The sequence below is a fragment of the Thalassotalea fusca genome (genome assembly GCF_053485835.1).
In genome coordinates this window covers 68,206-94,811 of sequence record NZ_JBQRUN010000011.1, presented here as the reverse complement: position 1 = coordinate 94,811, position 26,606 = coordinate 68,206, and the positions used below count along the sequence as shown (strand labels likewise).

Genomic DNA, 26,606 nt, shown 5'->3' with positions numbered 1-26,606 from the left:
TAGTGTATTGTGCTATGGCGTTTTTGTATTTAGTTATATAAATGGAGCGTTTGTGAGCACATCGGGAGCTAAATTACCCAAACATGTCGCCATAATAATGGACGGAAACGGACGTTGGGCTCAGGCACAAGGAAAAAATCGCGTATTCGGTCACAAGAACGGTGTTGAGTCAGTAAGAGCGGTTGTTTCTACTGCGCGAAAACAAGGGGTTAAAGCGCTTACATTGTTCGCATTTAGCAGTGAGAACTGGCAACGACCAGAAGCTGAAGTTAGCGTGCTAATGGATTTATTCATGTTCGTGCTAACCAGAGAAGTTAAAAAGCTGCATAAAAACAATATTCGATTCCAAGTCATCGGTGATGTAACACGTTTTTCGCCAAAGTTAATTAGCAAGATTCGCGATGCGGAAGCATTAACTGAAAATAATGATGCCTTAACATTATCAGTTGCTGCGAATTATGGCGGGCGGTGGGATATCACTAATGCAGCAAAGACGCTTGCACAACAAGTTAAAAATAACGAACTATCTGTCGACGAAATCACAGAACAAGCGTTGCATCAACACACATCTTTAGCTAACTTACCTGAGCTTGATTTATTAATTAGAACAGGTGGTGACTACCGCATAAGCAACTTTTTATTGTGGCAGGCAGCATACGCTGAATTCTACTTTACTGACATTCTATGGCCAGACTTTAGAGAAACTGAGTTTGAAGCAGCCTTAGCCTCTTTTGATCAACGAGAAAGAAGGTTTGGGCAAACAGGTGAACAAGTCAAAAATAACGATAAATAAAACAAACATGACATAAGGGTTTTCTTTGCTTTTACAACGTATTATTACAGCGCTTATACTAGCGCCATTAGCGATAGCAGCAATATTTTATCTGCCACTGGCTAATTTTTCTGCATTGATCATGTGTATCATGGCCATCGGTGCATGGGAGTGGGGCCCCTTAATGGGCTTCGACAACAAACGTAGACGTTTGGCATTTGTTGGCGCCACTGTGGGGTTAATTAGCGTATTGTGGTATTACTTTCCGATAGAATCCTTGTGGCTTGTAAATGATGAAATACAAGAAGGCGCATATTACATTTTATGGTTAGCCGTTGCTTGGTGGCTTGTCTCTGCTGCACTAACATTCTTATACCCTCGCTGCAGTAAATTTTGGTCTAGTCATCGTTCGATTCGAGGTGTTTTTGGCTGGTTAACCTTGGTGCCAGCGTGGCTGGCTTTCATGGTGATCAGAAGCCACGAGTATACGACAGACCCTTATCACGGCGCGCAATTAATCATGTTTCTATTCTTGATGGTTTGGAGCGCTGATATCGGCGCGTACTTTGTTGGTAAATCCATAGGTAAACGTAAACTTATGCCAAACGTCAGCCCAGGTAAGACGCTTGAAGGTTACATTGGCGGCGTTGTATTTGCGTGTGCCATGATTGCTTTGGCTGGCTACGTGTTAGATTGGAATCAGCAGCAATATCATCTTGTACTCATCGTGACAGTTATCATCACGACTATTTCAGTGCTAGGCGATTTGAACGAAAGTATGTTAAAGCGTCAGGCTGGGGTAAAAGACAGTGGAACGATTTTACCTGGCCATGGTGGTATTCTTGACCGTATCGACAGTTTAACAGCTACTGCTCCGGTATATGCGCTTTGCTATGTCATGCTAGGCTGGTAACGAATGCGACAATTATGTATTTTAGGTGCCACAGGTTCTATTGGTTTAAGCACTTTAGACGTTATACGTCGTCATCCTGATAAATTCAGCGTTCATGCGCTTACAGCAAATTCGAGTGTTGATGCGATGTTGGGACTGTGTCAGGAATTTAAGCCTAAAGTTGTTGTAATGGGCGATAATGCGGCAGCAGAGCAGTTGAAGCAAAAGTTAACTGCACTAAGTATCTCAAACATTGAAATCGAGTTTGGCAAGCAAGCGTTGATAGACATTGCTGCATCAGCCGAATCTGATACCGTAATGGCTGCAATCGTAGGGGCGTCTGGGTTAATGCCAACTTTAGCGGCCGTTAAGCAAGGCAAGCGTGTATTATTAGCGAATAAGGAAGCGCTGGTCACTTCTGGCCAAATATTTATTGACGCAGTCAAATCGTCTGGTGCTCAGTTACTACCTATTGATAGTGAGCACAATGCGATATTCCAATGTCTGCCGCAAACATTTCAAGAAAACTCCTTACATGAAACAATTCAATCAAATGGCATAAGCAAGATATTACTAACCGGCTCAGGTGGCCCTTTTAGAACCCTCGACATTGATAGTCTGGAACACGTTACGCCAGATCAAGCTTGTGCACATCCAAACTGGGACATGGGACGAAAAATATCTGTAGACTCTGCCACAATGATGAATAAAGGATTAGAGTTTATTGAAGCAAAATGGCTATTTAACTTACAGCCGAAAGATATTCAAGTTGTTTTACATCCACAAAGCACAATACATTCAATGGTACAATACAAAGACGGTTCGGTACTCGCGCAAATGGGTAATCCAGATATGCGAACACCTATCGCCCATGCGTTGGCGTTTCCAGAGCGAATAGACTCTGGCGTCGAGCCGCTCGATTTTTTCACTACGGCTTCGTTTGATTTTGAGCAACCAGATTTTGCGCGTTATCCCAACCTAAAGTTAGCTATTGACGCATGTGAGCAGGGACAAAGCGCTTGTACAGCGCTTAATGCAGCAAATGAAATTGCAGTAGATGCTTTTTTGAACGATGTAATTAAATTTACCGATATTGCAAAAATAAATGAAACTTCTGTGAAAAAATTTGTCTATGAAAGGGTAGAATCTATTGATGATGTACTGGATATTGATAAGAGAGCCAGAGAGTTCGCGAAGTCTTTAGTGGATGCAGTAGATAAGTTCAAACCAGAGGTAGATGTTTAACGTGTTTGATTTTATTTGGAATTTGGCTTCATTTATAGTGGCGTTAGGTATTCTCGTCACTGTTCACGAGTATGGTCACTATTGGGTTGCCAAAAAGAATAATGTCAAAGTAGAGCGATTTTCTATAGGGTTTGGTACGCCTATTTGGCGTAAGACGGATCGTCATGGAACTGAATTTGTTATTGCGTTAATTCCGCTTGGCGGCTACGTAAAAATGCTAGACGAGCGGGTTGATTCGGTTGCCGAATCGCTAAAACCATTAGCATTTAACAATAAAACGGTGTATCAACGGATTGCTATTATTGCAGCAGGACCACTTGCTAACTTCTTGTTTGCTATTTTTGCTTTTTACCTCATGTTTCTTATTGGTGTACCTTCGGTTAAGCCAATCGTAGGGGATTTAGCTCCTGCCTCATTAGCTGAAAAATCAGGTATTCCTGCGGGTGTTGAAATAAAGTCGGTGGCGGGTGAGCAGACGTTAGATTGGGCTGATGTCAATCTTTTGCTAATCGCTAACATGGGAGAAAGCGAAGTTCCGGTTTCCACAAAAACTTCAGAGTCGGTAAGTGAGCGTGTTTATAACCTGAATTTGACTGAGTGGAAGATTGATGCAGACGAAGGCTCTGCGGTGCATAGCATTGGTTTTGTGCCGTATCGACCTAAGGTATTAACCACTGTCGCCAACGTCGTTAAAGGAAGTGCTGCGGAAACTGCAGGTATTCAAACGGGCGATAAGCTCGTCGCAATAAACGGCCAACAATATACAGACGATTGGGTTGGTTTTAGTAATGAAATAAGAGCTTTCCCTAATAAGAAAGTGATTATCACGGTCTTGAGAAACGAGACGTTAGTGCATTTAAGTGCAGTTCCGAAGGCGGCCGTGGTAAATGATAGTGAAATAGGTCAATTGGGGGTTTATCCAACAATGGAGCCGTATCCTGAAGAGTATCGAATTGAAATTACTTACGGGATTGCAGGTGCCCTGTTTCAGGCTTTAGCAAGAACTTGGGAATTAACCACGCTAAGTTTTGAAATGATTGGCAAGCTTGTTACTGGCGATGTGTCAGTGAAAAACTTGAGTGGCCCAATTGCTATTGCGCAAGGAGCAGGTAATAGTGCAGAGGTTGGATTAGTATATTTTTTAGGCTTTTTAGCCTTAATTAGCATTAATTTAGGAATAATTAATATTTTACCGCTTCCAGTACTTGATGGCGGGCATTTAGTTTATTACCTTATAGAGCTTTTAACGGGCAAACCTGTGCCAGAAAAGGTGCAAGAGTTAGGGTTTAGATTTGGTGCAATAGCATTGCTGGGCTTGATGAGTATCGCAATATTTAACGATTTAACGCGATTATAAAGAATAAATAACAAGTAGTTAAAGATAACAATTCTATGATGATGAAAAAAATTGCGCTAGCAGTACTAGCGGGTGCGTTAGGGACTTCTGCATATGCGTCGAACGAGTTTACCGTCGAAAATATTGAGATCAAAGGCCTTCAACGTGTTGCATTAGGTGCAGCATTAACGCATATACCATTCAATGTCGGCGATCAGTTAAACGATTTTCGTATATCGCAATCAATCAAAGCGCTATATAAGTCAGGTCACTTCAATGATATTTCTGTATTTCGTGATGGCAATCGCGTTATATACAAAGTGCGCGAGCGTGAAACGATCAGCGAAATTACCTTTGAGGGCAATAAAGACCTTAAAGAAGAACAGTTGATAGAAAGTCTTGATGGCAGTGATATTCGTGTGGGTGAAACCCTTGATCGTACAATAATCACTGGTATTGAAACGAGTATGGAAGACTTTTACCACAGTGTTGGTAAATATAATGCTGACGTGAAAGCTGAAATTACCCACTTGCCTCGAAACCGGGTTAACATTAACTTTAAGTTTACTGAAGGTGATGCAGCGGCTATCCAGCAAATCAATATCGTTGGTAACGAAGAATTTAGTGATGAAGAACTACTTGACCGGATTGAGTTAACCTATGACTCTCCTTGGTGGGATTTCATGGCACAAGATCGCTACCAAAAGCAAACGCTTCAAGGCGATATGGAAACGATAAAAAGTTACTATTTAGATAGAGGCTACTTGCAATATAGGGTCGACTCTACTCAGGTTTCTATGACGCCAGACAAGCAATCGGTTTATATCACACTCAATGTTTCTGAAGGTGAGCAGTTTACCGTAAGTGAAGTTGACTTTGTTGGCGATATGGCAGGGTTTGAGAAAACGATTAGAGCGATCAACCCGTTAAAGTCAGGTAAGTTATACAACGGCGCGGAAGTAACCTATACCGAAGAAACTATCTCTCGTTTCTTAGGGCGTTTTGGTTATGCTTACCCTAAAGTGACGACTATTCCAGAAATCAATGAAGAAGATAATACGGTAAAACTGTCTATCTCAATTGATCCGGGCAAGCGAATTTATGTCAATCGTATTAACTTTACTGGCCACCATGTAACAGAAGATAGCGTATTACGTCGTGAAATGCGTCAATTTGAAGGTGCTTGGTTATCAAATAGTTCGGTTGAAGCGTCTAAGTCATGGTTACAACGTTTACCATATCTTGAAACAGTTGAGTTTGAAACGGTACAACTGCCTGGTGAAGATGACTTAGTTGATGTTAATTTTGAAGTAAAAGAACAACCGTCAGGTTCATTCACAGCAGGTGTTGGCTATGGTTCAACAACAAAATTGAGCCTTAATGCCGGTATTCAACAGAATAACTTCTTAGGAACAGGTAACCGTTTAGCGTTTAACATCAACACCATTTCCTATTCACAAAGTGTCAGTGTTTCGTATACCGATCCGTATTTTACGGTTGATGGTGTGTCGCTAGGTGGAACGGTCTTTTATAACGAGTTTGACGCTGGTAGCGCTAACTTGGTTGAGTACAACAACAAAACTTATGGTGTTGGCTTAACGTTTGGTTTCCCTGTTGATGAATATATACGTTTGAACTTCGGTGTAGGCTACAAAAACAACGGTATTACTCAGCTTGAAACTTATGAGCAAATTCAGAAGTTTTACGAGTTATATTCAGATCCGAATGATCCAGATTCTGGGCTAGAGTTCCAAAACTTTGATTTTTCTGCGGGTGTTTCGCGTACAACGCTTAACCGTGGTACGTTCCCAACAGCAGGTTCTCAGCAAGTACTAACGTACAAAATGACAACACCAAATTCGGATAACCAGTACTTCAAGTTAAATTTAGATACTAAATGGTACTATCCATTAACAAGAGATCAGAAATGGACTGTGTTAACTCGTTTCCAATTGGGTTATGGTAACGGGTATGGCTCTATTAATGGTAATGATCAAATTTTACCATTTTGGGAAAACTTTAGAGCAGGTGGTTCTGATACATTGCGTGGCTTTGAAACTAACATCGTAGGCCCACGTGCAATATTCAGATATCCAACACAAATTGACGGTACACCAGATCCAACAGGCAGTGGTAGTGGCTGTTGTTTAGGCCCAGATCACGACTTTATTAATATTTCCCGACGTTCAGTAGGTGGTAATGCAATCGCATTAGCAGGTGTTGAGCTAATCGTGCCTACACCATTTGTTGACGAAGGGTTTTCAAATAGCGTACGTACTAGCTTATTCGTTGATGCGGGTAACGTTTGGGATACTGAATTTAGAATAGAAGACTATCAAGATCTTGCTCCACAGGAACGAGAGAAGCTTGCCGACTATTCTGATGTTGGTCGATATAGAGCGTCTGCTGGTTTATCAATACAATGGCTTTCACCCATGGGGCCAATGATATTTAGTTTTGCCAAAACGTTGAAAGAAGAGCCGGGTGATGATACAAGCTTCTTTAGTTTCAATATTGGTAAGACATTTTAAAAATGCATTTATAGCCCAAACAATAAAAATAACGGGCAGCTTATCTACAAGTAGGAGAAGAAATTGAAAAAATTTATCAAATCAATTGCATTAGCGACAGTAGCGTCTGGTGCAATTTTATCAAGTGCTGCATCAGCAGCTGATCAAAAAATTGCGGTAGTTAACTTCCAAGAAGTCATGGCTAAAATCCCTCAAACGGCTGCAGTAATGCAGAGTTTAGAAGCTGAATTCAAAGATCAGAAAGCTGTTTTAGCACAACTGCAAAAAGATCTTCAGTATTATCAAGAGAAAAAGAAGCGCGATAGTTCTTTGATGAGCAAGAAAGAAATTGAAGACCTAGACAAAAAAATGGGTGAGTTATTCCAAGAATACCAAACTAAAGGTAAGGAATTACAAGATGCTGCTGGCGCTCGTCAAAATGAAGAACAAAACAAAATTATTGCGTTGGTACGTCAAGCTATCGATGGCATTGCTGCTAAAGATAAGTTAGACCTTGTACTTCAAGCGCAAGCCGTTGCATTTGTTAAGCCAGATGCAAATATTACTGATAAAGTGGTAGAGCAAGTAAGCAAATTAAACTAGTCGCTAGTTATAGATAACTTGCTGAAACATTACATTTTTAACAATACTATTCGTTAGGCGGATAGTATTGTTTTCGTTTATAATGCCGTAAAATTTTATCCCAGCGCAATAATTGGCTGGGTAATGTTCTAATTTATAGTTTAGAAGGCGTTCATATGAGTTATTCATTAGCCGAATTGGCCGAGAAAATAGATGGTACTGTGCACGGAGATGGTACGATACAGATAAACAGTTTGTCGACACTAATCAATGCTGGTGAAGGGCAGATCGCGTTTTTATCGAATTCCAAGTATCGTCAACAACTTGCAGAAACTAACGCGAGCGCGGTTATCATAAACGAAGATTGCCTTAACGAATGCCAAACAAATGCTATTGTGATGAAAAATCCTTATCTTGGTTATGCATTGGTTGCTCAGCTTTTAGACACAACCCCATTGCCAGCATATAGCATACATCCAAGTGCAGTGATTGCGGATTCAGCAATCATAGGAGAAAACGTTAGCATCGGTGCAAATGCTGTTATTGATGAGGGAGCACGAATTGCCGACGGCGCATCTATTGGTGCGGGGTGTTTTATCGGCAGAAATGCTCAAATTGGCGCTCATACCAAAATATGGGCTAACGTAACAATTTATCATGAAGTTGAGCTAGGTGAGCATTGTTTAGTTCAAGCGAATACTATAATTGGCTCAGACGGCTTTGGTTATGCAAATCATCAAGGACAATGGCATAAAATTCCACAATTAGGTTCGGTTATCATTGGCAATCGAGTCGAAATTGGTGCAAGTACGACGATTGATCGTGGCGCATTAGGGAATACTGAAATACACGATGGTGTAATCATCGACAATCAAATCCAGATTGCCCATAACGTTATTGTGGGCGAAAACACGGCTATTGCAGCCTGTAGCGTTGTAGCTGGTAGCACTGAGATAGGGAAAAATTGCACGATTGCAGGTATGGTCGCAATAAATGGCCACATCAAAATTAGCGATGGTAGTGTATTTACAGGCATGTCGATGGTAACTAAGCCAACTAGAGAGCCTGGTGTCTATTCTTCAGGCATTCCTGCGCAACCAAATCGCGATTGGCATAAAATGAATGCTCACATTAGAAAGTTGCCTGCAGTTAATGCTAAAATTAAACAATTAGAACAAGAAATTGCCCAGTTGAAATCTGGCGCAACAGATGAATAATTTACGAAAGGAACGTACATTGGACGCTCAAAATAACACCCTTAATATCGAAGAGATTAGAGACTTAATTCCACATCGTTACCCAATGTTGCTTGTTGATAGAGTGCTTGATTTTGAACCGGGCAAATCATTGCACGCGATCAAGAACGTATCAATCAATGAACCAGTCTTTAATGGTCATTTCCCAAACTATGCTATTTTTCCTGGTGTTTTAATTTTGGAAGCATTAGCACAAGCAACGGGCATTTTAGGGTTTAAAACGACGCAAGGGAGAGGCGAAGATGAAATGTATTTGTTTGCTTCTATAGATAATGCGAAGTTTAAACAACCTGTGGTACCGGGCGATACGATGCATTTGCATGTAGAATTTATCAAAGAACGTCGCGGCATGTGGAAGTATTACGGAGAAGCTAGGGTTGATGGAAAAGTCGTATGTTCGGCTGACCTAATGTGTGCGCGTAAAGCCATTTAACAGGAGCACTGTAACTTGATTCACGAGCAAGCAACAATTCACGAACAAGCCATCGTAGAAGAGGGCGCGGTTGTTGGTAAAAACACAGTAATAGGTCCTTGGACATACATAAGTAAAGATGTTGTCATTGGTGAGAATTGTACAATCAGTTCTCATGTTGTTATTAAGGGACCGACGAAAATTGGTAACGGTAACAAGGTCTTTCAGTTCGCAACTTTAGGTGAAGAGTGTCAGGATTTAAAGTATGACGGTGAACCTACAGAATTAGAGATTGGCGACAACAACGTTTTTAGAGAATGTTGCACCGTTCACCGAGGCACAATACAAGATGACAGTTTAACCAAAATTGGTAGCAATAACTTATTCATGGCTTATACGCATGTTGCACACGATTGCGTAATAGGTAACAACTGTATTATGGCAAATAATGCGTCGGTTGCCGGTCATGTTCACGTTGGTGACCATGCAATTTTAGGCGGTATGTCGGGTGTACATCAATTTTGTCATATTGGCGCGCATAGTTTCGTTGCAGCTAATGCCTTAGTGCTAAAAGATGTTCCTCCATACGTAATGGCATCAGGCGATAGCGCAAAACCATTTGGTTTGAACAGTGAAGGGTTAAAACGCCGAGGATTTAGTAAAGATACCATCAGTGCGATCAAACGCGCCTATCGTAGTCTATACCGCCAAGGCTTGTCTGTAGAAGAAGCCACTGCCAAAATGTTGTCCGAAGATGGTGAATTTGATGAAGTTACGAAACTTGCTGAGTTTGCTCGTACATCAAGCCGCGGAATCATTCGATAGTCTATGAGTGCAAATGAAAAAATGTCGCAGCAGTGCTGCGACAAGCCCGTTGTAATTGGCATTATTGTTGGAGAGCACTCAGGTGATACGTTGGGAGCCGGCATGATGTCATCGTTATTACAGCGTTTTCCAAACGCGAAGTTCGTTGGTATTGGTGGCCCTAAAATGGAAGCGCTCGGCTTTCAATCATTGTTTGCAATGGAAGAGCTTGCCGTTATGGGCGTATTTGAAGTACTTGGTCGATTGCCTCGTTTACTTCATATTCGAAAACATATCGTCAACTTTTTCAAAGATAACCCACCTGATGTATTTGTGGGTATAGATGCTCCCGACTTTAATTTGCCTGTTGAACATAAATTAAAAGCGGAAGGCATTAAGACAGTGCATTATGTCAGCCCTTCCGTATGGGCGTGGCGAGAAAAACGCATTTTTAAAATTGCTAAAGCAACCAACATGGTGCTTTCGTTGTTACCTTTTGAAAAAGCGTTTTATGACAAACATCAAGTGCCTTGTACATTTGTTGGGCATCCATTAGCAGACGATATACCACTAGTCTCTGATAAAAAACGGGCAAGGGAGAGTTTGGGCTTAGCTAAATCAGATAAGATCTTGGCTATTATGCCTGGGAGCAGAAGCGGTGAACTAATGCGGTTATGTAAACCATTTTTAGAAACTGCAATAAGACTCCAAGCGAAACACCCTGAGCTTAAATTTGTTGCTCCTATGATTAGTGACAAAAGAGCAACGCAATTCAAAGCCTTAGTACAGGAATTTGCCCCTACATTAGATGTTTCGGTTATCGTTAATCAAACACAGGCCGTTATGGCTGCCAGTGATTGCCTACTCATGGCGTCAGGTACAGTAACGTTGGAAGCCGCTCTTGTTAAACGGCCAATGGTGGTGTGTTATCGATTCAACTCATTGACATATCACATGTTTAAAGGCTTCGTTAAACTAAAGTGGTTTTCATTACCTAACTTATTAGCGAATAGCGAATTAGTACCTGAACTACTGCAATCTGCGGTGACTGTCGAAAATATCTTACCACTAGTTGAACAACGTTTATTTGAAGAACAGCAATCGTTAAATGAATCATTTACATCGATCCACCTCCAGTTGAAACAAGATGCCAGTGAAAAAGCCGCTCAAGCAGTTGAAGAGTTAGTGTTAGAGAGAGTAAGTTAATGGCAAAAGTGAGTAAAGAACTGCCTCCTTTCAAATATCCTGTCGCTTATTGCATAGCTGGCGTTGACGAAGTTGGTCGAGGGCCGTTAGTTGGTGATGTGGTTACTGCAGCAGTCATTCTTGATGCTGAAAACCCAATTGAAGGGCTAAAAGATTCAAAAAAATTGTCTGAAAAAAAACGCAATGTGCTTGCTGAAGAAATAAAAGAAAAAGCGGTTGCTTGGCACATAGGTCGTGCAACGCCAGAAGAAATTGACACATTAAATATATTGCATGCCACCATGTTAGCTATGCAACGCGCTGTGCAAGGATTAAGCGTACAGCCCGATTATGTACTCGTTGATGGTAACAGAACACCTAATTTTGGCGTGCCATCTGATGCAGTTGTTAAAGGTGATGGTCGTGTCGAAGAAATCAGTGCAGCGTCTATATTGGCTAAAGTCGCACGCGATCAAGAAATGATTGAGCTGGATAAGCAATATCCAGAATATGGCTTTGCCAAACACAAAGGGTATCCAACAAAAGATCACTTGAGTATTATTCAAGAGTTAGGCGTGTTAGATTGCTACCGTCGCAGCTTTAAACCTGTCGCTGCATTGATCAAATAACATAGAGCATTAGGATGTCTGAACAACAAGAACAAACAGACGAAATAAGCGTCAATTCACCACCGAAATTCATTCATTTACGTTTGCACAGCGATTTTTCAATGTGTGATGGCTTGAACAAAGTTAAAGCTATCATTGCCAAAGCTGCTGACTTGAATATGCCTGCAATTGCGTTAACCGATCAAACCAACCTATGTGGCTTAGTTAAATATTATCATGCCGCTCATGGTGCGGGAATTAAGCCGATCATTGGCAGCGATTTTTGGGTTAAGAGTGAAGAGCTTGAAGATGAGCTGTTTCGCCTAACGGTTATATCATCTAATAATTCTGGCTATAAAAACCTTACGGAGCTTATTTCTAAGGCTTACTTAAGAGGGCACGTTCAAGGTAAGGCTGTTCTTGATAAAGAGTGGCTGGTTGAACATGCCGAAGGCATTATTATTCTGTCTGGTGCGCGTGAAGGTGATGTTGGTAAAGCCTTGCTCAAAGGAAACCAAGCCTTAGTCAATACCTGCATTCAGTTCTATCAGCAACACTTTGCTAACTGTTATTTCCTTGAATTAATTCGCACAGGGCGAGACGACGAAGAAAATTACCTGCATTTAGCCGTACAACTTGCTGCTCAATTTGATTTACCTGTTGTTGCAACAAATGAAGTCGTGTTCTTATCAGAGCAGGATTTTGAAGCGCATGAGATACGAGTGGCAATTCATGATGGCTTTACCCTTGACGATAAACGCCGACCAAAACGGTATAGCCCTCAGCAATATCTTCGTTCTGAAGAAGAAATGCTTGAATTGTTTGCTGATATTCCAGAAGCATTAGCAAACTCTGTTGAAATAGCCAAACGCTGTAATGTCACCGTAAGACTCGGCGAATATTTCCTACCTGACTTTCCTACCGAAGGAATGAAAATTGACGATTTCTTGATTAAGGTATCGGAAGAAGGTCTTCAGGAAAGACTTGAGTTTTTATTTGATAAAGATGCACCTGATTTTGCTGAGAAGCGCAAGCCATACGATGAACGATTAAAGATCGAGCTTGATGTAATCAACAACATGGGGTTCCCAGGTTACTTCTTGATCGTAATGGAATTCATACAGTGGAGTAAAGATAACAATATCCCAGTGGGACCAGGGCGTGGTTCTGGTGCGGGATCGTTAGTGGCTTATGCGCTAAAAATCACCGATCTAGATCCACTCGAATTTGACTTGCTATTCGAACGTTTTCTTAACCCTGAACGTATTTCTATGCCTGACTTTGACGTTGATTTTTGTATGGATCGACGTGATGAAGTTATTGATCATACCGCTGAGCTTTATGGTCGAGACGCGGTATCGCAAATCATAACATTCGGTACTATGGCTGCAAAAGCCGTTATACGAGACGTTGGCCGAGTACTAGGCCACCCATACGGGTTTGTTGATCGTATTTCTAAATTGATACCTGGCGATCCGGGTATGACGCTTGCGAAAGCGTTTGAAGTTGAACCTAAGTTACCTGAAATTTATGAACAAGACAGTGAAGTGCGTGATCTGATCGACATGTGTCGTATTTTAGAAGGAACTACGCGAAACGCCGGTAAACACGCTGGTGGTGTGGTTATTTCACCCACAACGATTACGGATTTTGCACCATTATATTGTGATGATGAAGGCAAAAACCCGGTAACCCAGTTTGATAAAAACGATGTTGAAGATGCTGGGTTGGTTAAGTTTGACTTCTTAGGTCTAAGAACGCTTACTATTTTACAGTGGGCCATCGAAATGGCCGACGAAAAGCTGATTAAAGCGGGCAAAGAACCGATCGATATTGCCGCCATTCCGCTGGACGATAAAGATTCGTTTAAAGTGTTGCTTGCGGCACAAACTACTGCCGTTTTCCAGCTGGAATCGTCGGGCATGAAGGCACTTATCGAGAAACTAAAGCCGGATTGCTTTGAAGATATAATCGCTTTGGTAGCATTGTTCCGTCCGGGTCCGCTAGACTCAGGGATGGTAGATAACTTTATTGAACGTAAGCACGGACGTGAAGAAGTATCTTATCCAGATGCCCAATGGCAACACGAATCTTTAATTCCTATTTTGGAGCCAACTTACGGCATTATCTTGTACCAAGAACAAGTAATGCAAATTGCACAGGTACTTGCTGGGTATACCCTTGGTGGCGCAGATATGTTGCGTCGTGCGATGGGTAAGAAAAAGCCTGAAGAAATGGCTAAGCAAAGGGCGGTCTTTGAAGAAGGTGCAAAAAGCCAAGGGGTTGATGGCGAACTTGCCATGAGAATCTTTGACTTGGTTGAAAAGTTTGCCGGATATGGATTTAACAAGTCTCACTCTGCTGCTTACGCATTAGTTTCATATCAAACCCTTTGGATGAAAGCTCATCATCCTGAGCCATTTATGGCTGCGGTTATGTCGGCGGATATGGATAACACCGACAAAATTGTCACCTTAGTTGACGAATGCAAGAACATGGGGTTAACGCTGTTGCCGCCTGATGTTAACAGTGGCCAATATAAATTCACTGTTAATGAAAACAACGAGATAGTTTATGGTATCGGAGCGGTAAAAGGTGTCGGTGAAGGCCCAATTGAAGCAATAATTGCAGCACGTGAAGCTGATGGGCCATTTAAAGATTTATTCGATTTTTGTGCACGCGTTGACCTGAAGAAAACCAATAAACGTGTGCTAGAGCGTCTTATCAAATCGGGTGCCATGGACAATTTGGGGCCACATCGTGCCGCGATGTTTGCGTCATTACAAGAAGCAATAAAAGCCGCAGAGCAGCACGCTAAGGCACAAGCCATAGGGCAAGATGATCTGTTCGGACTAATTAATGAAGAGTCTGAAGACACTCGTCAAGCATTTAAAGAAGTTCCACCATGGCCGGAAGAAGTGTGGCTTGACGGGGAAAAGGAAACGCTAGGTTTATATTTAACTGGCCACCCAATCGATCGCTATCTTAAAGAGATAAAAAAATACGCTTCCGGTAGACTGGTCTCGATGCAACCCACAGGAAAAGACAAATCGGCAACGGCAGTTGGGTTGGTTATCGGTGTACGCGTGTTAGTGAATAAACGCGGTCGACGCTGGGCTTTGGTAACGTTAGACGACAAAAGTGCACGCATTGATGTTCGATTATTTCCAGATGACTACGATAATTTTGCAGAATTGCTTGTAAATGACGCAATTTTAGTCTGTAAGGGACAGGTCAGCTTTGATGATTATTCGGGTGGTATTACAATGACCGGCCGAGATATAATGACCATTGCGGATGCACGTGAAAATCATATATCATCAATAGATGTGCATGTGGAGCGCGAAGCGATCAGCGAGCACTTTATAAACGAATTTAATCAGGTATTGTCTCCATTTAAAGATGGTACTTGTCCGATACGTGTGTTTTACCAACGAAGTGAAGCACAAGCTATGTTAAAGCTCGGCGTTCAATGGCGTGTAACGCCTGCTGATAAGTTATTAAATGAACTTAGAGTATTACTTGGTGATGAAAGAGTCGCCATGCAATTTAACTAGCCGTATAAACTGATAATTAAATAATGCGAGAAGCGCATTATTCAAACAAAAAATTAGGTAAATTAAATATATGTCACTAAATTTTTTAGACTTTGAGCAACCGATAGCAGAACTTGAAGCGAAAATTGAAGAGTTAAGATTAGTTAATAAAGGTCAAGAATTAAACCTTGATTTAGAAGAGCAAATCACTCAATTACGTGAAAAGAATTCAGAACTAACCCGTAAGATTTTTGCCGATCTTGATCCGTGGCAAACGGCGCGCGTTGCTCGTCATCCTCAACGTCCTTACACATTAGACTATATTTCACGCATGTTTACTGACTTTGATGAATTTGCCGGTGATCGTGCCTATGCTAATGATAGTGCCATTGTTGGCGGTACTGCGCGTTTAGACGGTATGCCAGTGATGATTATTGGCCATCAAAAAGGGCGCTCAACTAGTGAAAAAGTAAAACGTAATTTTGGTATGCCACGTCCTGAAGGTTACCGCAAAGCATTACGTTTAATGGAAATGGCTGAACGCTTTAATATGCCGATCATTACATTTATCGATACTCCAGGTGCCTACCCAGGTATTGGTGCTGAAGAACGTGGTCAAAGTGAAGCGATTGCTAAAAACCTTCAAGTGATGTCACGATTAAACGTACCGATTGTTTGTACGGTTATTGGTGAAGGTGGCTCTGGTGGCGCATTAGCGATTGGCGTGGGTGATCGCGTTAATATGCTGCAATATTCGACTTACTCAGTAATTTCACCTGAAGGGTGTGCATCAATCCTTTGGAAAACGGCTGAAAAAGCGTCGACAGCGGCTGAAGCTATGGGGATTACTGCGGATCGAATTAAAGAACTTAATTTGATTGACGAAGTTGTTGCTGAACCATTAGGTGGCGCGCATCGTGATATGGATGAAATGGCTGCTGTATTAAAGCAAACTCTTAAGTCTGAATTGGCGGAGCTTGAAGGTCTTGCTAAAGATGAACTTATTGAAAAACGCTACCAACGTTTAATGTCGTACGGTTATTGTTAAACGAATTAGCGTTACTGGTTCGTAAGCACCTGCTGTTATGCATAACATACTCGCTCAGCTTGCGAAGCAACTGTCAAAAATAGAAAACACACCGGTTATCGTCGCCTTTAGTGGTGGCGTTGACTCGTGTGTTTTATTGTCTGCGTTGGTTGAACTTAAATGTTCAGCCATCATTCAAAATCCAATATATGTCTGCCATGTGAATCACGGTTTGAGTCCAAATGCTGACGATTGGCAACAGCACGCTGAGCAACTCTGTAAAAAATATCAACTTCCTTTCATCGGTGAACGCGTTAACGTTAATGTTAAACGTCGTCAAAGCCTTGAAGCGGTGGCACGCGACCTCAGATATAATGTGTTGAGTACTGTCGCAAAAAAATATAACGGCGTGGTATTAACTGGGCACCATTTAGACGATCAAGCAGAAACCTTTTTGTTGGCACTAAAGAGAGGCGCGGGCATAAGAGGGTTAGCGGCAATGCAACCTGAAATGACACTAGAGGAGTATTCGCTACGTATTCTACGCCCACTGTTGTCGATATCGCGTAAAGCTATTGAAGCATACGCCAACGAGAAACAGCTGTCATGGGTTGAAGACGAATCTAATGTTGATATCAAATTTGACCGTAATTTCTTGCGCCAGCAAGTCATGCCCTTACTTTCGGCACGTTGGCCAAGTATTTCTACGACTATCGCGCGAAGTGCATTTCACTGTCAGTCTGCTAATGAACTATTAAATGAAGTTGCTCAAGAAGATTTTCAGACAGTAGCGAATGCTGATAGTTGCCTTGATTGTCTAAAGTTGTATCAACTGTCACAGAACCGCATCAATAATCTGATACGATTTTGGATTAGCCAATATTCTTCCGTTTTACCTAGCCAAGTACAGTTACATGAAGCAATGAAACAACTGAGCAGCGATGAAGACAAAACGCCGGCAGTGAAGGTTGGTGAACTTTGGCTTAGAAGATATAAACAACGCTTGTATCTTACTCCTGAATTTTCAGATGTGAGTGACTGGCAACAAGTAATCAAGCTGTCAGAAATTGCGCCAGAGATTACAAACGAAATTAAATTGCCTGATGATCTTGGACAGTTGACGATAGCAAAAGGTCTTACGTTAAACGAAGAATCGTCAAATACGTCTGGCAACAAAAGTTCTTCTTTAGCGTTTTCGTTGCCTAACAACTACTCTGAATTGAAAATAGTGTTCGCACATGATAACCCCGTGTGCCTACCTGATTATCGCCAACATTCACGAAAACTTAAGAAAATCCTTCAGGAATTAAATATTCCTGTTTGGCAACGACAACGAATTCCCTTTGTTTATTGTGACCAGCAGTTGGTTGCAGTAATAGGCTATTTTATTTGTCAGCCTTTCTTGCCTCAGTGCCACCCAATTAAATTGTCTATACACTGGTCTAGCACTGAACTATCAGGTTAGAATGACCGCTACGTTACACTCATATAATTATAATTATTACAGCTGTTGGAGTTCTTATGAATTTAGTATTGAAATTAATTGCGGGTATTGTTGCCGGTATATTAATTGGATTGTACGCCCCTGAATTTATTATTCAGTTAGTTTTTACCGTGCAAAACCTGATTGGCCAACTCATTAAGTTTACTATTCCTCTTATTATTTTGTTTTATATTGCCAGTGGGATTGCATCGTTGCCAAAAGGCTCGGGTTCATTGCTTGGTAAGACGGTTGGTTTAGCTTACGGTTCTACTATTGTTGCTGGCTTTGTCGCGTTTTTAGTCGCTAGTACCATCTTACCGGGCTTTACGTCAGGAAGCGGCATCGAAGCGGTGGAAGGGGAGAAGCTAAAGGGCTTTATTGAGATTTCAATTACACCATTGTTTGATGTGATGACAGCATTAGCAATTGCATTTATTTTTGGTATTGGAATCAGCGCAACCAATGCTACTGGCTTAAGAAACGTGCTCAACGAAGCAAAAGACGTGATTGAGTTATTGCTAAGCAAAGTGATTATTCCTGCATTGCCATTTTACATTGCCGGCGTATTTGCGGAAATGACTGTTGATGGTAGCGTGTTTAGCACGTTAAAAACATTCGGTGTTGTTTTAGTTCTTGCGATTGTTATGCATTGGCTGTGGATTACCTTGTTGTTTGTGATGACAGGTTTAGCAATGGGGCGTTCGCCAGTAACCTTATTAAAGAATATGTTGCCAGCTTACTTCACTGCATTAGGTACTATGTCTAGTGCAGCTACTATTCCTGTGTCACTTCGTGCCAACAAAGCAAATAACGTGAGTGATGGTGTAGCTAACTTCACTGTACCACTTTGTGCTTCAATTCACTTAAGTGGCTCGACAATTACGATTGTAACTTGTGCGACTGCCGTTATGTTATTAACGCCAGAACTATCACTACCAGGACTTGGCGCCATTACTGGCTTTATTTTGATGCTTGGTGTGACGATGATCGCAGCGCCTGGCGCACCGGGTGGGGCGGTAATGTCAGCACTTGGCTTATTGGCAAGTATGCTTGGTTTTACTGATGCAGCACTTGCACTCATGATCGCGTTGTACATGGCACAAGATAGCTTTGGCACAGCATGTAATGTTACAGGCGATGGTGCTATCGCTTTATGGGTCGATAAGTTTGCTGGTGAAGAAGGCTTAGTTAGCCCTCACGAAAAAGTAGAAGATTCACTGAGCTAGTCATTAAAGCGACTCAAGAAACTTTAAAGGGCAACGAATCGTTGCCCTTTTTTATGGATCGTGTCTGACCCGTCCTGAATAAGGTTGACACTTTTATGACTTTATTATGAACACCTCACACAGCTGAAATTAGTCAGATAGTTAAGAATCTGTACGTAGAGCGTTACTATCTACGATGTCAAAAATATTAAATATGTTTTATTTCAATGTTATGTGCTTTGCAAAATTGTTCCAAATCGGTCGATAAATTATCTGCGTTGGTATACTTGTACCATTGCTTAATCTTAAATAATTGATTCATTGAATTGTTAAATTGTATAGTGCAATGCTTATCGGTTGAACCGCAAATTATAGCTTCTTTTGCCGTACTTAAGTCTACTCTAGCGCTACCAAACAAGAGTTTATTCTGCTGAATATCTATAGTAATTAATTTAGGCTTTGATAGCTCGAAACCCAAATATATTATGACCATAGGCAGAAAAAGAAGAGATAGATAAACTAAATTAATCCTCCTAAATGTAGTTGGTTCATGAGCCCAGTCAGTAGGTATGGGCAATATTAGATATAATAGAATACTAATTATACTTATCGTAATTGCTGGAATTTGGCATTTTAAAAATAATGCGTACGAAAAATGGAAATTAATAACTCCTCCTTACAGCTTATATTCTAGCGTGGACAAATTGCTTCCACGCTAGAATATTATTGCTTAATTTATTTTTGCTTTCAAAGATACGCTAGCTGCCAAGCCATCGTTGATATTAACATGGTCTCCATTCTCGTTTTTATAAGTAGCTGAAAATTTGAAAATATTATCATACTTAACGCCCTTTGGAGCCTTCCTATTTTTGGGCTTTGTACTTTTTAAATTGAGTGTCAAGTTTAGGCTAGCTAATGGTTTAACCTCACTAGCTTCACATATGCCATTCTCATTATAATCATCCCATATAAATAGTTTTTCATATACATTATCTTGACTATCAATAATCCCATCATTTTGGTAATCAAATAACTTTAAACCTTCCAAATCTGTTGCCATTTTCTTTCTAGAAAATAAAGAAAACATGATTTCCGTGCGGCTGTCTAAAATACCCGAACTGTTCCAATCTGCGAATAAAACAGCATTTCCTTTTTTAGGCCACGTTACGTCATCAAGAACACCGTCATTGTTAACATCAATTTTAAATTTGGATTCTTTGACATCTATGAAGTCAATACCATTTTGATCCATATCCAATACTATTGGCGGGATCATGCAAAATTCAAGATATTCAATACTGTTAGGATTTAAAGCTGCGCAATAAACAGCGTTGTAGACATCTTCACTAAATTGATAAATATTAGGCAAATCAAAGATAAAGTTAGAGTTCTCCAAAAGTGCTTCAAAATCTATGTTTTGAGCAATATCATCTCCCAATGACTCTATTTCAGGTAATAGATAAATAGCAGATACAACTATTGCACCTGTTGAAATTACGGCAGCCGCCGGTAAAGAGGACGTCGCCATCAACGTTAATCCTGATGCAAGTTGTTCTATAGAGGCTGCAGCTATAAAAACGGCTAACTCACTGCCCGCAAGGCCAAACTCTTGATTAAGTACATGGTTGCTGATTTGTATGCCTGAGCTTAGCCGATCTATTAGTTTTACTCCCTGACTATAGGCAGCATCTAATTTTTGTATCATTGCATCAGAGAGGTTGTAAGTGGTTTTAAGGTATGTGATTAACCATTGAATTCTTTCTACAATATGTATTAAGTCCGCAATGCTTTCCGAGTCCCATGCTGTTTTATCATGGCTTTCCACTATGGCATTGTTAATGTCCTCCTCTGTTAAATGACTAGAGTACGGATTTCCACCATAGTTATCTAATATAACCTCATTATTATCATAATAATAACCGTAGTTTAGGTCCCCACCCCCACCACCGCTTTCGATTGTACAGTACTCTTTATAAACTGTTTTTCCACCGTCGGTTACAACTGGTCTAAACTCACAATTAACAAGTGCGTCTGCATAGGCCAAATTAGTTATCAATAAAGCAGAAGAAGTGAGAATAAGTTTTAGTGAGAAAGGTATTTTTTTTTAACTTCATAATAGTCCTTCAAAATATTTATTAGCCAAAAAGGAGAACTGGTCTAATGAACTCAAGAACTCCTTTTCTTGATCGTGAGTAATAGTTAAGACTCACTAAAGTGATATTAATCTAATAGAAATATTTGTGTCAATTTGTAAGTATTGTAACAATTTATGTGGTGTGGTAAATGGGGGTTGCTGTAATGTGATGCGTGAGTATTTAAGATTACTTTGCTTATATAGGTGAACTCTAGAATTACGTTGGTATTGGCAGTCATTTTACTTAACAAAGGTTAATGAAATTTAGTAATTGTACTAGATTGAAAATGCTATAAAAAATTGAGGGAAAGCGACTGTTTATCTTTGTGATTTAATTCCATAAAGGGAAATCAAATGTTAACCTTTTTCATTGAGCGCTCACCGGAATTTTTTAGGTGAAAAAGTTGCTTGACTAAATGTTAATCGTCCAGCACTATGAAAATATACGTTAAATAAAATTGTACATTAGATGAACCAACTCAATACCCAATTAAATCAATCAACAGTGAACAATCTTTGGATTGTGCACCCGTTGGTGTATTTGTTGCGGTAAAGGTTCTGAGAATAATATTTAATGAAAAACCGCGGCAAATGAGCTGCGGTTTTTTTTACCTCAGCTTTCTTGGCGCTTCAGCTTGAAAATTATGCATAGCAAAACAAGGAGAAAGCAATGTCTGTGTCGATCGCCTATTTGGTGGTAATTCTTATTTGGTCAACAACGCCACTTGGTATCTTGTGGAGTAGTGAATCAGTACACCCAACAATGGCGGTTTTATTACGCATGGTTATTGCGCTCGTTCCGGCTTGGCTAATCATCTTGTGTAGCCGTATTCGCATGCCGTGGCATATGGACGCGATTAAACTTTATAGTTATTCGGCAATTGGTATTTTTGGTGGCATGTCGCTATCGTATTTTGCGGCTAAGTATATTCCTTCAGGTTTGATGTCACTTATATTTGGTTTTTCGCCAATTTTATCAGGGATATTGTCAAAGTATATTTTGAATGATGCTTCATTTAATTTAACGCGCAAGGTTGCGCTATGTGTTGCCGTAGTTGGGTTGGGTATTGTATGTGTCGATAATTTATCGCTATCTGAAGACGCCTATATTGGCATTATGCTTATATGTTTAGCGGTGTTCTTTTTTAGTTTAAGTGGCGTATTAGTCAAGAGTATCAATATTAGTATTCATCCGTTGGCTACTACTGCTGGGTCATTATTGCTTTGTTTACCTTTGTTTATTATTAGTTGGTTGATAGCAGATGGTAATGTATCAACACAAGAATGGACGACGAAATCTATCGCGAGCATTGTGTATTTAGGTTTAGTAGGGTCGCTGGTTGGGTTTTTGGCGTATTTTTACGTATTGCAAAAACTTGAGGCCAGTACCGTGGCATTAGTTACTATGATCACGCCAGTCATCGCAATCTCGCTAGGGGCATGGTTAAACAATGAAGCAATCAGTTTAAATCTAGTAATAGGTGCTATTGGGATTCTTATAGGCTTAGCCATTTATCAATGGGGTCATGCTCTTGAAAAATTACTGCTAAAATGGCGCAGAAAGGAAGCGTAAAAATAGGAAATAAAAATGCGCCATTAAGGCGCATTTTTTAGTTAAGTTTCAAAATAGTTAGTCTACGCTTTTTCCTTCGCGATATACTCATCAACCATATCTTCGAGAACATTGAGTGGCAGTGCACCGTTTGTTAATACAACATCGTGGAACTTACGAATATCAAACTTTTCACCTAAGGTTTCTTTCGCCTTTTTGCGTAGTTCAATAATCTTTAACATGCCAATTTTATAAGCAGTTGCTTGCGATGGCATAACGACATGACGCTCAACCATTTTAACCGCGTCAGATTTAGCATTTGGGGTGTTGCTCACGTAATATTCAATCCCTTGATCACGCGTCCACTTTTTCGTGTGGATACCCGTGTCGACAACTAATCGACAAGCGCGCCATAATTCCATCGCTAAACGACCAAAATCTGAGTATGGATCTTTGTAGAAGCCAATTTCTTTCGGGATCATTTCAGAGTATAAGCCCCATCCCTCACTGTATGCCGTATAACCACCGAATTTTCTGAACATTGGAATATTTTCAAGTTCTTGTTTTAGGGCGATTTGCATGTGATGACCTGGAATGCCTTCATGATAAGCCAATGCTTCCATTTGGTAAGTTGGCATTGCTTCCATTTTGTATAAGTTAGCGTAATAAAGACCTGGTCGAGAACCATCAGGCGCAGGTTGCTGGTAGAAGGCTTTGCCTGCTGATTTCTCTCTAAATGCTTCAACACGCTTCACAACTAAATCAGCTTTAGGCTTGGTGATAAATAACTTGTCCAACTCGCCTTTCATAGTATCGATCATGGCAGTCGCTTCTGATAAATAGCGCTTACGACCAGCTTCATTGTCGGCATAGTAAAACTGGGGATCAGTACGCATGAACTCGAAGAATGCTTGCAAATCACCCTTGAATTTCACCTTTTTCATGATTTCACGCATTTCGTCGTGAATGCGAGCAACTTCTTTTAAGCCAATTTCATGGATTTGGTCAGCTGTTAAATCTGTCGTTGTTGTACGCTTCAACGCGTTATTAAAAAATGCCTCGCCGCTTGGAAACTTCCATGCCCCATCTCTGGTATCTGCACGTTGTTCCAATTTTGTTAAATAACTAACCAGTGATGTATAGCCTTCTTTAAATGGACCTGTTAATGCCGCTTTAGCCTGTGTAATTAGTGCAGACTTTTCTTCTTCACTTAATGACAATTTTTCAACTTTTCCCGAAAAGTCGGCTAGCAGTGTACCTGCGTCTCCACTATCAAACGGCGCGCCGACAAGTAAATTATTAGAGTCACGAATTACATGTTCAAAAACAAATTTAGGTGCGATGATACCTTTAGCTTCTCTTATTTTGAGCTGATCTATCAATTGTCCTAAAAAGCGTTTGGTATCAATGAGGCGAGCAACATAATCTTCTGCTTCTTTCTTGTTACTGACACTGTGTTGGTTTATTAATAATGAAGGAATTTGGCTGTGATAACCAAACATCTGGTTCACCGGGTAGTTGTGATGGCGCCATTGATGGTCTTCAATTGAATTTTCCAATTGTTGGATAAAGAGCTGGTAGCTAAGTTTCGTTTGTTTATCTAGCGCGTCAAAGTTAAGTGCTTTAATTCTAGCAATCGCTTTTTTTGTATGCTCTAGCTCGGCTAGTGTGTTTTCTTCAGAGATATCATTCCACTTATCATAATCTGTTTTAATGCCTAAATATGTTTGCATAATAGGGCTGCGATTAACCCCTTCCATATAGATCTCATCAAATAACTTATTCGCTTTTTCAGACTCGCTAAGTTGCGCTTGTTGAGCAGTTTGACTGTCTGATTTATTGTTAGCACTCGAATTTGATGTTGAAGTACACGCAGTCATTAAAGATAGCGCTATCGCACTGGCGATGAAGGATTTTGATAATTTCATAATTCGTCTCATTGTTATTGTGTTTGTTTGCTAAGCGCAGCACATTCAATCTATCATAGATTAGATATTAAAAATTTACGATAACGTGGCTTAATTACTTTGTAAATATTTGTCTTAGTTATCAAATCATAAGGTAAAGGTTTGCGTTTTATGGGTAAAACCATACGTTTTAGACGTGCAACGCCAGAAGATAAGCCATTTTTGTTAAGGCTTAGGCAACTCACAATGAATGAATACTTGCGCAGTGCAGGCATTGAAACCTCGGCGCAGTATCATTTATCGCGTATTGAAGAGTATTTTGAAGATTCAAATATTATTGAGTATGAGGAGCAGGCGATAGGGCTAATCAAGTTGGCATTCATAGGCGATAACATTCATATTCGTCAATTTCAAATCATGCCTGAATTTCAAGGGCGTGGCATTGGCTCTCGGGTATTAGTACTTGCGCAGAAGAAAGCACAGGAAAGGGAACTTGGTGTGACATTAAACGTGCTACTGGCTAACCCTGCACTGGCTCTTTATCAGCGGCAAGGATTCGAAATTGTAAGCCAGAACATGTTAGAGTTTCAAATGCGTTGGGTTGCAGACAAGAACTAAATCGTTTAATGCTGGCAACACTGAATGTCAGCGTCGCTATTGAGCAACGACGCTGTTTTAATAGCCAAATTAATAGATTTTACCTTTTCCTCTCACTTTGCTGGTATCTACTCGAGTGGGAGTAATACTGCCGTCAACAAGTCCTTGGCTGGCAATTGATAAATTGTGAATGACTTGATAAAACGAATCTAAGTCTAAGCTGGCAATATCGTCAGATACTTGATGATAATGCTGATCTTTGTCTAGCTGTGTACTACTAAAGCTATGCGCTGGCACACCTAATCGAGCGAGTGTGGCATTGTCAGAGCGATAAAATAGATTTTGCTCAGGGTAAGGATCTGCATGAATTTTAGCATTTTCGCCCGGCAGTGACTTGTTGAGCAACTCGCCTAAATTTGATCGTTCCATGCCTGTCATCCACACGCGACCTGCACCAAACTTAGATGGTTTACCAATCATTTCGATATTCATCATGGCAACAACACTATTCGGGTCAAGCTGTTCTGAAAAGTATTTTGAACCGAAACCACCGATTTCTTCCGCAGTAAACGCGCTAAATATAAGTGTTCTGCTGTTATTGCCTTGCTTGGCATAGTGCTCGGCAAGATTGATGACGGCAGTAGTACCCGATGCGTCATCATCAGCGCCGTTGTAGATAATATCCTCGCCTTCGCCACCGGTGCCTAAATGATCATAATGGGCAGAAAATAGCACATTTTCGTTAGGTTTTTGGTGACCCTTGAGTACACCAACTACATTGGTGAGTTGTTGCGTTTTGTGTTGAGTTTCAGCTTTTATGTCGAATGACTCAATGTTTGGTTCGTCGCTCATTACCATGACAATAGCGCCTTGATGTTCGAGCGATAGTTTATTTAGGCCGCGCGCAAAGTAATTGCTGTAACCGTGAAATAAACGTTCGTGTTTTGAATGAATAATGACAAGGTGCTCGCCACCCACTTGATTTAACTCACCCAGCTTTGCGCGCATATCGTCATTTTCGCCAACGAAATGTGTTTGAACATTGTCATTGTTTTTTTGCCAGTGTAACTGTTTCATCGTTGACGCCATTCCTAACTTCTCGCTGGCAACTGATTTACCATTGAGCATGACCGTTAAGCTTTTAGGTTGGATATTGGTGATTGAAAAAGTTTGCAAAAAGCTTTTTTCACCAGCTAAAGGCGTTAGTCCTAATTCAGCAAAACGCTTTCCTATATATTCAGCGGCTTTGTCAATTTCAGGAGAAAAACTCGCACGACCTTTTAATTCATCGCTGGCAAGGTAAGTTATATCTTTAATAACTTGTTGCTTGGAAAGTTGATAGGCATGACTGCTTGTTGAATAAGTGATTGTTGGCAGGGCAAGTGATACTGCCAACACTAAGGCGGTTTTGCTAAATGTTTTCATAGTGATTTGTTTTTCTAATTCTTTGGTGTATTCACTATTAAACAGATAGTTAACAAATGCAATCTAAACCCGTCAATCTACGGATTGAACAAACGGATAGAAATGTAAACATTTGTATCGCCGCTAAAAAGAAGAAAG

20 protein-coding genes are annotated in these 26,606 nt (G+C 40.6%); 17 read left to right on the top strand and 3 right to left on the bottom strand.

The features are described 5' to 3' along the window. Positions 1–52 precede the first annotated feature (52 nt). The 15 genes from uppS (at position 53) to ACSLUK_RS13915 (ending at position 18,874) form a co-directional block, all read left to right on the top strand. Entirely contained in the window at positions 53–793 is a 741-nt protein-coding gene (gene uppS / locus ACSLUK_RS13985; protein WP_448549284.1) for a polyprenyl diphosphate synthase, read from the top strand. A 25-nt stretch (positions 794–818) separates the two neighbouring features. Next, positions 819–1,685, top strand: coding sequence for a phosphatidate cytidylyltransferase (locus tag ACSLUK_RS13980; protein ID WP_448549283.1), 867 nt, complete (start codon positions 819–821; stop codon positions 1,683–1,685). 3 nt (positions 1,686–1,688) lie between these two features. Then, positions 1,689–2,909 (top strand): 1-deoxy-D-xylulose-5-phosphate reductoisomerase, encoded by a 1,221-nt coding sequence (ispC, locus tag ACSLUK_RS13975; protein ID WP_448549282.1) that lies wholly within the window; start codon positions 1,689–1,691, stop codon positions 2,907–2,909. Between the two features lies 1 nt (position 2,910). Next, positions 2,911–4,266, top strand: a complete 1,356-nt coding sequence (gene rseP, locus ACSLUK_RS13970) for a sigma E protease regulator RseP (RefSeq protein WP_448549281.1) — start codon at positions 2,911–2,913, stop codon at positions 4,264–4,266. A gap of 35 nt (positions 4,267–4,301) precedes the next feature. Next, on the top strand, positions 4,302–6,776 hold the full coding sequence (gene bamA / locus ACSLUK_RS13965; protein ID WP_448549280.1) for an outer membrane protein assembly factor BamA: 2,475 nt from the start codon (positions 4,302–4,304) through the stop codon (positions 6,774–6,776). Positions 6,777–6,839: 63 nt separating this feature from the next. Continuing rightward, positions 6,840–7,358 carry an OmpH/Skp family outer membrane protein gene (locus ACSLUK_RS13960; protein WP_448549279.1) on the top strand — a complete coding sequence of 173 codons (519 nt, stop codon included), beginning with the start codon at positions 6,840–6,842 and terminating at the stop codon, positions 7,356–7,358. A 155-nt stretch (positions 7,359–7,513) separates the two neighbouring features. Further along, a complete protein-coding gene (gene lpxD, locus ACSLUK_RS13955) occupies positions 7,514–8,554 on the top strand; it encodes a UDP-3-O-(3-hydroxymyristoyl)glucosamine N-acyltransferase (RefSeq protein ID WP_448549278.1) in 1,041 nt (346 codons plus the stop codon). Then, the gene (fabZ, locus tag ACSLUK_RS13950; RefSeq protein ID WP_448549277.1) at positions 8,547–9,026 is read left to right on the top strand and encodes a 3-hydroxyacyl-ACP dehydratase FabZ; all 480 of its coding nucleotides are present in this window, start codon (positions 8,547–8,549) and stop codon (positions 9,024–9,026) included. Before lpxD ends, fabZ begins: the two co-directional genes overlap by 8 nt. A gap of 15 nt (positions 9,027–9,041) precedes the next feature. Further along, on the top strand, positions 9,042–9,830 hold the full coding sequence (lpxA, locus tag ACSLUK_RS13945; RefSeq protein ID WP_448549276.1) for an acyl-ACP--UDP-N-acetylglucosamine O-acyltransferase: 789 nt from the start codon (positions 9,042–9,044) through the stop codon (positions 9,828–9,830). Positions 9,831–9,833: 3 nt separating this feature from the next. Then, positions 9,834–11,015, top strand: coding sequence for a lipid-A-disaccharide synthase (gene lpxB, locus ACSLUK_RS13940; protein WP_448549275.1), 1,182 nt, complete (start codon positions 9,834–9,836; stop codon positions 11,013–11,015). Continuing rightward, positions 11,015–11,623: a ribonuclease HII gene (gene rnhB, locus ACSLUK_RS13935; RefSeq protein WP_448549274.1), complete on the top strand. Its 609-nt coding sequence runs from the start codon at positions 11,015–11,017 to the stop codon at positions 11,621–11,623. The genes lpxB and rnhB overlap by 1 nt, the downstream gene beginning before the upstream one ends. A gap of 14 nt (positions 11,624–11,637) precedes the next feature. Further along, entirely contained in the window at positions 11,638–15,159 is a 3,522-nt protein-coding gene (gene dnaE / locus ACSLUK_RS13930) for a DNA polymerase III subunit alpha (protein WP_448549273.1), read from the top strand. 70 nt (positions 15,160–15,229) lie between these two features. After that, positions 15,230–16,186, top strand: coding sequence for an acetyl-CoA carboxylase carboxyl transferase subunit alpha (gene accA, locus ACSLUK_RS13925; RefSeq protein WP_448549272.1), 957 nt, complete (start codon positions 15,230–15,232; stop codon positions 16,184–16,186). Between the two features lie 37 nt (positions 16,187–16,223). Then, complete coding sequence (tilS, locus tag ACSLUK_RS13920) at positions 16,224–17,630, top strand: tRNA lysidine(34) synthetase TilS (protein ID WP_448549271.1); 1,407 nt, start codon at positions 16,224–16,226, stop codon at positions 17,628–17,630. 56 nt (positions 17,631–17,686) lie between these two features. Beyond that, positions 17,687–18,874: a dicarboxylate/amino acid:cation symporter gene (locus tag ACSLUK_RS13915; protein WP_448549270.1), complete on the top strand. Its 1,188-nt coding sequence runs from the start codon at positions 17,687–17,689 to the stop codon at positions 18,872–18,874. Positions 18,875–19,583: 709 nt separating this feature from the next. On the opposite strand, the gene ACSLUK_RS13910 is transcribed toward ACSLUK_RS13915, so the two are convergent. Then, complete coding sequence (locus ACSLUK_RS13910) at positions 19,584–20,897, bottom strand: SPM autocatalytic domain-containing protein (RefSeq protein WP_448549269.1); 1,314 nt, start codon at positions 20,895–20,897, stop codon at positions 19,584–19,586. A 760-nt stretch (positions 20,898–21,657) separates the two neighbouring features. Here ACSLUK_RS13910 and ACSLUK_RS13905 point away from each other — a divergent pair. Continuing rightward, positions 21,658–22,560, top strand: coding sequence for a DMT family transporter (locus tag ACSLUK_RS13905; protein WP_448549268.1), 903 nt, complete (start codon positions 21,658–21,660; stop codon positions 22,558–22,560). Between the two features lie 62 nt (positions 22,561–22,622). Here ACSLUK_RS13905 and ACSLUK_RS13900 read toward each other — a convergent pair whose 3' ends face one another. Further along, on the bottom strand, positions 22,623–24,467 hold the full coding sequence (locus tag ACSLUK_RS13900; protein ID WP_448549267.1) for a DUF885 domain-containing protein: 1,845 nt from the start codon (positions 24,465–24,467) through the stop codon (positions 22,623–22,625). A 150-nt stretch (positions 24,468–24,617) separates the two neighbouring features. Here ACSLUK_RS13900 and ACSLUK_RS13895 point away from each other — a divergent pair, with 150 nt between their 5' ends. Next, positions 24,618–25,064, top strand: a complete 447-nt coding sequence (locus tag ACSLUK_RS13895) for a GNAT family N-acetyltransferase (protein ID WP_448549266.1) — start codon at positions 24,618–24,620, stop codon at positions 25,062–25,064. A gap of 69 nt (positions 25,065–25,133) precedes the next feature. Here the strand turns inward: ACSLUK_RS13895 and ACSLUK_RS13890 are convergent, their stop codons facing one another. Continuing rightward, positions 25,134–26,468, bottom strand: a complete 1,335-nt coding sequence (locus ACSLUK_RS13890; protein WP_448549265.1) for a M20/M25/M40 family metallo-hydrolase — start codon at positions 26,466–26,468, stop codon at positions 25,134–25,136. Positions 26,469–26,606 lie beyond the last annotated feature (138 nt).

What these genes read in the sequence shown, in the direction of transcription:
- lpxD (WP_448549278.1), top strand. Translation starts at nt 7,514, where the DNA reads ATGAGTTATTCATTAGCCGAATTGGCCGAGAAAATAGATGGTACTGTG.
- bamA (WP_448549280.1), top strand. Translation starts at nt 4,302, where the DNA reads ATGATGATGAAAAAAATTGCGCTAGCAGTACTAGCGGGTGCGTTAGGG.
- ispC (WP_448549282.1), top strand. Translation starts at nt 1,689, where the DNA reads ATGCGACAATTATGTATTTTAGGTGCCACAGGTTCTATTGGTTTAAGC.
- dnaE (WP_448549273.1), top strand. Translation starts at nt 11,638, where the DNA reads ATGTCTGAACAACAAGAACAAACAGACGAAATAAGCGTCAATTCACCA.
- lpxB (WP_448549275.1), top strand. Translation starts at nt 9,834, where the DNA reads ATGAGTGCAAATGAAAAAATGTCGCAGCAGTGCTGCGACAAGCCCGTT.
- ACSLUK_RS13895 (WP_448549266.1), top strand. Translation starts at nt 24,618, where the DNA reads ATGGGTAAAACCATACGTTTTAGACGTGCAACGCCAGAAGATAAGCCA.
- ACSLUK_RS13915 (WP_448549270.1), top strand. Translation starts at nt 17,687, where the DNA reads ATGAATTTAGTATTGAAATTAATTGCGGGTATTGTTGCCGGTATATTA.
- accA (WP_448549272.1), top strand. Translation starts at nt 15,230, where the DNA reads ATGTCACTAAATTTTTTAGACTTTGAGCAACCGATAGCAGAACTTGAA.
- ACSLUK_RS13905 (WP_448549268.1), top strand. Translation starts at nt 21,658, where the DNA reads ATGTCTGTGTCGATCGCCTATTTGGTGGTAATTCTTATTTGGTCAACA.
- fabZ (WP_448549277.1), top strand. Translation starts at nt 8,547, where the DNA reads ATGAATAATTTACGAAAGGAACGTACATTGGACGCTCAAAATAACACC.
- tilS (WP_448549271.1), top strand. Translation starts at nt 16,224, where the DNA reads ATGCATAACATACTCGCTCAGCTTGCGAAGCAACTGTCAAAAATAGAA.
- ACSLUK_RS13900 (WP_448549267.1), bottom strand. Translation starts at nt 24,467, where the DNA reads ATGAAATTATCAAAATCCTTCATCGCCAGTGCGATAGCGCTATCTTTA.
- ACSLUK_RS13890 (WP_448549265.1), bottom strand. Translation starts at nt 26,468, where the DNA reads ATGAAAACATTTAGCAAAACCGCCTTAGTGTTGGCAGTATCACTTGCC.
- rnhB (WP_448549274.1), top strand. Translation starts at nt 11,015, where the DNA reads ATGGCAAAAGTGAGTAAAGAACTGCCTCCTTTCAAATATCCTGTCGCT.